Here is a 6,905-nt window from a genome sequence, read left to right as displayed (position 1 = left end):
CATTTTTTAAGTTGGCGTTTTTTTATGTTTTAAACGCTTTATAAGCGCGTTTCAGCTTATGTAGGTAGAAATTTTATAAGACATAAGGTGCACATAGTGCAAAAAATTAGACATGAGACGCCAGATACGTGAGTTTTTTTGTCATTTAATCTGTACAGAGAAGATAAATAAATAGCTTCACTACCGTGATAAGAGGGCTGGCGGAGTTTGTCAAGCAAGTTTTTTTGTTTCTGCGGGCTACCTGAGTCTATTGATTTCATTAGAGCCGAAACTCTTGAGACCTAGGTGATAATTCTATCTAAAAGAATGCCGAAAAAGAGCAGCAACCCTACGTAGGAATTATTTTTGAATATGGACATGCATTGACTGGGATCGTCAGGATTGAAATTTTTGTATTGGCGGTGAAATATGAACCCTACAGCAAGTAGAGCAATATAAAAAATGTTATTTAATGATGATAAGATACCAGCATATAGCCACGTCATAAGAGATATTAAATAAAATCTTTTCAACCAAGATTTTGTTGTATCACCAAAATATAATGCGGTAGATTTCATCCCGAGTTTTTCATCATCTTTTTTATCTTGATGGGCGTATATGGTGTCATAGCTAAGTGTCCAAAAGACGCATCCTATATAAAACAGCAAGGATTCTGTACTGATCTGGTTTGTTATTGCTGCTGAGCCCATGAGCGATCCCATATTGAAGGTAAACCCTAAGAACAATTGTGGCCACCAAACATACCGCTTTAATAAAGGGTAAGTAGCTATCATACACATTGAGATTATTCCAAGTATAAGTGTAGTTTTATTAGTTAATAATAAGATTACCAGGGCAATAGACAGTAGCAGTGAAAGTAAAGCTAAAGCCTGCTTTATGTTTAATGCACCACTTGCAAGTGGCCTATATTTTGTTCGTTCAACGTGCGCATCTATTTTTCTATCGAAGATATCATTGATTATGCACCCTGCGGGTCTCATTAAAAATGCACCCATAGTAAACAAAACAAGGAGAAAAAGAACCTGATACGATAGAGAAGTTGAGGCTAAAAGAATACCGCTCAAACTGGGAAATAGCACAAGCCACAAACCCGTTAAACTGTGCAACCTCATTAATGAAAAGTAACGATTGAAATGCATTAATTAAGTGTGATTATGTAATATTTTGCTTACATTAACAAAATTATCGAACGCTAAGTCAGGCTTGAAAACTAGTTCAGGTATAAATCGCAAATCAACATAACACAATATAGATTTACGTATTGACCATGCAGATTGGTTCATTTCATTAACAACAGTATTAATATCACAATTATTCTCAGAAGGATCTCCAGTGCGTCTTTTTTCTGGATCTAAGTAGTCAGCTACTTGAATATTCAATGAAGATAACACAATATATACATCTGCTTTTTTCAAATCTTTACTTAATTTTACGTCAGATACCGCTACATTTTTATTGAACACCTTACCTTCCATTAGAATTCTTGATATTGCTCTATGCAATACCGATGCTATCCTTAGGTTTCTAATTTCCTTTTTCATATCCAGCTACTATAACACCCTTTCTTCTTGCACTAATTGATAAGCTTCCAAAATATCTCCAACTTTAATATCGACATTACCCTCTAGTGATACTCCGCATTCAAAGTTTACACCTACTTCTTTAACATCATCTTTAAATCTACGTAGTGCTTTTAACTTTCCTTCATGCACCAATTTGCCACCACGCACTACCTTAATTAAAGAATCTTTTTTTATGACTCCATCACTTACATAACATCCAATGATATTACCAGCTTTAGATACATTAAATATCTGCCTCACAGATGCAAAGCCAACACGAACCTCTCGTGTAACAGGCTTTAACATTTTAGTTAAATACATTCTCATGTCGTCAATGAGCTCGTATATTATGTTATAAGTATGTATTTCTACACCTTTTTGTTTTGCCAAGTCCCTTATTTTTGAATCCACTTTTACATTAAAAGCTAAAATTACTGCACTTGATGCTTCTGCAAGCAGCACATCTGAATCTGTTATCCCTCCTACTGCTTTGTGTAGGATATTTAATTTCACTTGGTCTTTACCGAGTTTATCAATTGAACTTGATATTGCTTCAATAGAACCAGTTACATCGCACTTTAAAACTACAGATAGTTCTTCTGTTTCGCTGTTATTACGACTGAATATATCTAAATTATTGTCGCCCAAATCTTCTTTCTTTTTCCTGATTAACTCTAGCCTGTATTCAACAATTTCACGCGCCTGCTTTTCAGAATTTACAACAACAAATTTATCTCCAGCATTTGGCACACCATTTAGACCAGTAATTTCAATTGGAGCGGAGGGTAGTGCTGCTTTTTCTCTTTGACCGGGGTGATTAACCATACTACGTACTTTGCTGTATGTTGTACCAACTACCAATATATCACCAACCTTTAACGTTCCTTCCTCAACTATCAATGTGGCTGATATTCCTTTCGCTTTATCTATTTTGGATTCTATTACCCATCCAAGTGCTCGACAATCTTCTATTGCTTCTAGCTTCATTAATTCAGCGATTAACAAAATCGTCTCTTCTAGTTTATCTAAATTAGTTTTCTTTTTTGCTGATACTGGCACAATCATAACATCACCACCAAGCCCTTCAGGGATGAGATCATATTGAGGCAAACTATTAATTATTTTTTCTACATCACCAGGCTCAGATTTATCAATTTTATTAATAGCAACTATAATGGAAACATTTGCTGCTTTTGCATGATTTATTGCTTCAACTGTTTGTTTCATGATTCCATCGCCAGCTGCAACTACTATTACAACTATATTAGTAATATTGGCACCACGTGCACGCATCGCAGTGAACGCTTCATGTCCTGGTGTATCAATAAAGGTAATTTTTTGCTTATCTTTTGTCGTTATTTGATAAGCACCTATGTGTTGAGTTATGCCACCTGACTCTCTTTCTGCAACATTAGATTCACGAAATGCATCGAGCAATGAGGTTTTACCATGATCGACGTGTCCCATAAAAGTGACGATTGGTGGTTTAGGTTTTTTAGGCAGGCTTTCTCTGCCTTCTATAAAAAATAAATCTTTTTCTCTGTTGGTATCGCTCACTCGTTTAGCCATATGATTAAATTTTTCCACTATTTCACATGCTATATCTGGATCCACCAGATCATCTACTCTATAACTCTCACCGACTTCTTCTTTGAACATTTTTAGCACACTCTTGCTATCTTCTGCCATGCTAATAGATAACTTCCTGATAGTTATTTTGTCTGGTATAATAACTTCTCTTGATATATTTTTACCCTTGGCAAACTTTGACTTTCTACTTCTTATACCAAATCTTTGCTTAAATACAGGGGGTTGTTCAGTTTTTTCATCTATTGCCTGTGCAATTACCAGTTTAGAATGCTTAGAATATATATCTTTGTTGACTTTAGAAAACTTTTTATCGTCGCCCTCATAGTCAATATTATCTTCTTTTAGTTCAACTAAGTGAGTATCACTTAAAACTTGCTTATTTATTTCTTTAGATAAAGTGTCCGCTTCATTTTTCTCGTCAATCTCTTTATTGCTGTCTTCTTTTGCTGTTTTCTCTTTTTCTTCTCTCTGATTTTTTTCTTTCAGCAAAGCAGCATTCTGCACAGCATTAATGCGGAAAATTTGTTCTTTCTCTGTTAAAGAACCTAATTTACTCTCGTCAAACAAATTATGTTCTTCTGCATCGTGAGATTTTTTTCTTCTTTTTTTTACTATTGTAGCTCCAGTACTTGGGCTAGTTGAAGAGTTTAAATTGAGGTCTAATTTAAGCTTGCTTAAACCTTGGAGCGTTAATTTTTTATCACTGATATCTTCATTATTCATATTATTTTATTATATTAATCCAAGCTTTTTACGTGCTTCTATGATTATTGAATCTACTGTATCTTTTAGATCTTCTTTGCTATCGGATGAGGAAGAGAGTATGCTGCAAAACTCATAACTTGATAAATCTGCTATGTCCTCTAAAGTCTTAATATCATGCTTACTAAGAGCAATTTTATTGTCTATTGATAAAGTTAAATTGATTACATCATCCTCCATACCTAAACTTTTTAGCTCTTCTATTTTTCTATCATTTTCTGCTTTCAGGTACTTATTTGCTCTATTGTGAAGTTCGTTTGCAATATCTTCATTAAAGCCCTCTATTGAAGCAAGCTCTTTAATTGAAGCGCTAGATATGTCTTCTACACTTGAAAAACCTTCTGTTACCAATAGCTGACCCATAATCTCTTCTAAGTTTAAAGCTTCAGCAAATAAAGCTGAACATTGACTAAGTTCTTTACTTCGCCTTTCTGATTCTTGCTGAGTGCTTAATATCTCAATTTTCCATCCAACAAGCTCTGAAGCTAATCTTACATTCTGGCCCTTTTTTCCTATCGCTAAACTCAATTGATCTTCAGCAACTATTAACTCTATGCAATTTTCATTTTCATCAATAATAACCTTCGATACTTCTGCAGGAGTAATGGCTTTAATAACAAATTGACCCAAATCTGAGGAGTAATTTATAACGTCAATTTTTTCACCATTTAATTCGTGTATAATGGTTTTTATTCTATCTCCCTTAACTCCAACACAAGCACCTACTGGATCAATGTTCTTGTCAGGAGAGAAAACAGCAACCTTAGACCTTGAGCCGGCGTCTCTAGCTATACCTTTAATTATTACTAACCCATCAGCAATTTCTGGTATTTCTTGATTTAATAATGCCTCTAAAAAGCCTTCATGAGTCCTAGAAAGAATAATTTGACGTCCATCATCAGAGCGCTTAACAGTCTGTATATAAGTTTTAACCTTATCGCCTTCACGAAATGATTCACCACCGGTTAAATTTCGTAATGGAAGATATGCCTTAGTGCCATTTATGTCTATAATAAGATCTGAATATTCTACTTGTTTAACAATACCATACCCTATTTCTCCCACCTTATCTTTAAATTCCTCATATTGCTTTTTTGACTCTTCATCTTTAATTATTTGAGCAATTTTTTGCTGGGCAATTCTTGCTGAAGCAAGATCAGTGTTAAGAGAGAGTAATTCACTAACAGTATCTCCAATTTTTGCATCTTCTTTTATTAATTTAGCTTGTGTCAGCGTAATTGATTCGTACTCAGTATTCTCTTCTCTATTTGATTCGTCATCAATAACTTTTAGTTTTCTGTATGAAGTAACTTTGCCTGTGTTTCTATCTATATTAACTACAATTTTACTTTTGCTACCATATTTTTGATAAGCCACTGCTTCTATAGCACTTTCTAGTGCCTTTATTACAACATCAAAATCTAAACCTTTTTGAAGTGAAAGCTCTCCTGCTGTTTTTATTACATCAAGGCTTCCAACTATGTTATTCTTGTTACTTTTCTGCTTAACACTGCTTTTACGATTAGCAATCATAATAAATAAATCCAATGTAATTAGTTATAATTATAGCTCCAACGGGCAAAGAACACTATCTTAAATGCTAAATGATTGCTAATTTAAGTCAAGTTTTTTCATGTCCCTGTATAACAAGCAACGCAGGAGTAAAGAATAAAGTTAAAACCGTTGCAACCAATATTCCGCTTGCTATGGTTGTTGAAATGTCAACCCACCACTGGCTTGATGGAGCATCATATGTGATTTGTAGCGTAAAAAAATTGATATTTAACCTGGTAATCATCGGTATTAAACCAAGAACTGTGGTTGCAACGGTAAGCAATATTGGCCTAACGCGAGAAATTGCAGCGTTTATTACACATTGCTTGATGTCATTTTTGTGTACCTTAATTTGGTGATGAAAGGCATCAAGTAATAGTATGTTATTATTCACTATAATTCCCGCCAAAGCAATTATCCCCACTCCACACATAACAACTACGAAAACTTGTTGGATAAGAAAGAAAACAAAAAACACACATGTTGTGGATAAAAACACTGCTGTCATTACGATAAATGTATGGCATACGTTATTAAACTGTGTCACTAATACCAATATCATTAGTGTAATCGCTAATATAAAAGCCTTTAACAAAAATGCTCCTGATTTTTGTTGATCTTCTTTGTCGCCTTTAAAATCAATTTTTACTCCCTTGTCCCAATCCTGGGCAATAGAATTCTGAATGAACTTTACTCTTTCATCAACAAGATAGCCAGTATCAACGTCAGCAGAGATTGTCACTATGCGTAATCCATCAATCCTGTTTAGTTTGTTTACCTTTTTTTCGGGAGCATATTTTACTATATTGCTCATAGGATACGGGCCATTAACTGTATTGATAAAAAGATTGTCTATAGTCTTCATGTTGCGATCCTTTCCAGGGAAACGGAGTACAATATCGATTTCTTCATCCGTGTTATTTGGTCTATATTTTCCAATCAACACTCCATTTGTAACCATCTTTATAAAATCGCCAATGGTTGCAACACTTACTTCAGAGCTTGTAGCCTTACTCTTATCAACACTCATATTCCACTCTATTTCAGGTGCTGATCTGCTATCTTGAATATTTATAAACCCGGATGAAGGTTGGTTCATAATTTCTAGAATTTTCTCTGCTGCTAAATTCAAACTGGATACACTCCCGCTGAGGTTAATTTGTATTGGCTTGTCAGCCGACGGTCCTGGCTTTTCCTCTTGAACATTAATTATTATTCCTTTCGTGTCTTGCACACTGCTCCTTATATCATTTAGTATGTGCTTAGCTTTGCGCCTGAAGCGCCAATCCATAAGTTCTAGTTGTATTCTGGCGATAACGTTGTCTGAAAATGCTCCTGATCTAGCATAAGAACCTGTTTAAAATCTTCGTAATAGGAGAGAAATGAAGGAAAGGACAATCATTTGCAAGCTGGTGTTGAGTTTACGTTCGCAATTTT

The 6,905-nt window shown here is 34.7% G+C and carries 4 protein-coding genes and 1 pseudogene; all 5 read right to left on the bottom strand.

The features are described 5' to 3' along the window. Window positions 1-281 precede the first annotated feature (281 nt). Window positions 282-1,139, bottom strand: a complete 858-nt coding sequence (gene ubiA, locus OZD63_RS01445; RefSeq protein ID WP_274979579.1) for a 4-hydroxybenzoate octaprenyltransferase — start codon at window positions 1,137-1,139, stop codon at window positions 282-284. Window positions 1,140-1,142: 3 nt separating this feature from the next. After that, the gene (locus tag OZD63_RS01440; protein ID WP_274979578.1) at window positions 1,143-1,541 is read right to left on the bottom strand and encodes a ribosome-binding factor A; all 399 of its coding nucleotides are present in this window, start codon (window positions 1,539-1,541) and stop codon (window positions 1,143-1,145) included. A gap of 9 nt (window positions 1,542-1,550) precedes the next feature. After that, complete coding sequence (gene infB, locus OZD63_RS01435; protein ID WP_275007922.1) at window positions 1,551-3,875, bottom strand: translation initiation factor IF-2; 2,325 nt, start codon at window positions 3,873-3,875, stop codon at window positions 1,551-1,553. Window positions 3,876-3,884: 9 nt separating this feature from the next. Beyond that, the gene (gene nusA / locus OZD63_RS01430; protein ID WP_275007921.1) at window positions 3,885-5,447 is read right to left on the bottom strand and encodes a transcription termination factor NusA; all 1,563 of its coding nucleotides are present in this window, start codon (window positions 5,445-5,447) and stop codon (window positions 3,885-3,887) included. A gap of 88 nt (window positions 5,448-5,535) precedes the next feature. Next, window positions 5,536-6,795: pseudogene (locus OZD63_RS01425) on the bottom strand (efflux RND transporter permease subunit); the annotation flags it as partial. Window positions 6,796-6,905 lie beyond the last annotated feature (110 nt).

The organism is Wolbachia endosymbiont of Drosophila leontia, assembly GCF_028981785.1.
Lineage (GTDB): Bacteria > Pseudomonadota > Alphaproteobacteria > Rickettsiales > Anaplasmataceae > Wolbachia > Wolbachia pipientis.
Note: the sequence above shows the minus strand (reverse complement) of the source record. Positions and strands in the feature narration are given on the sequence as shown.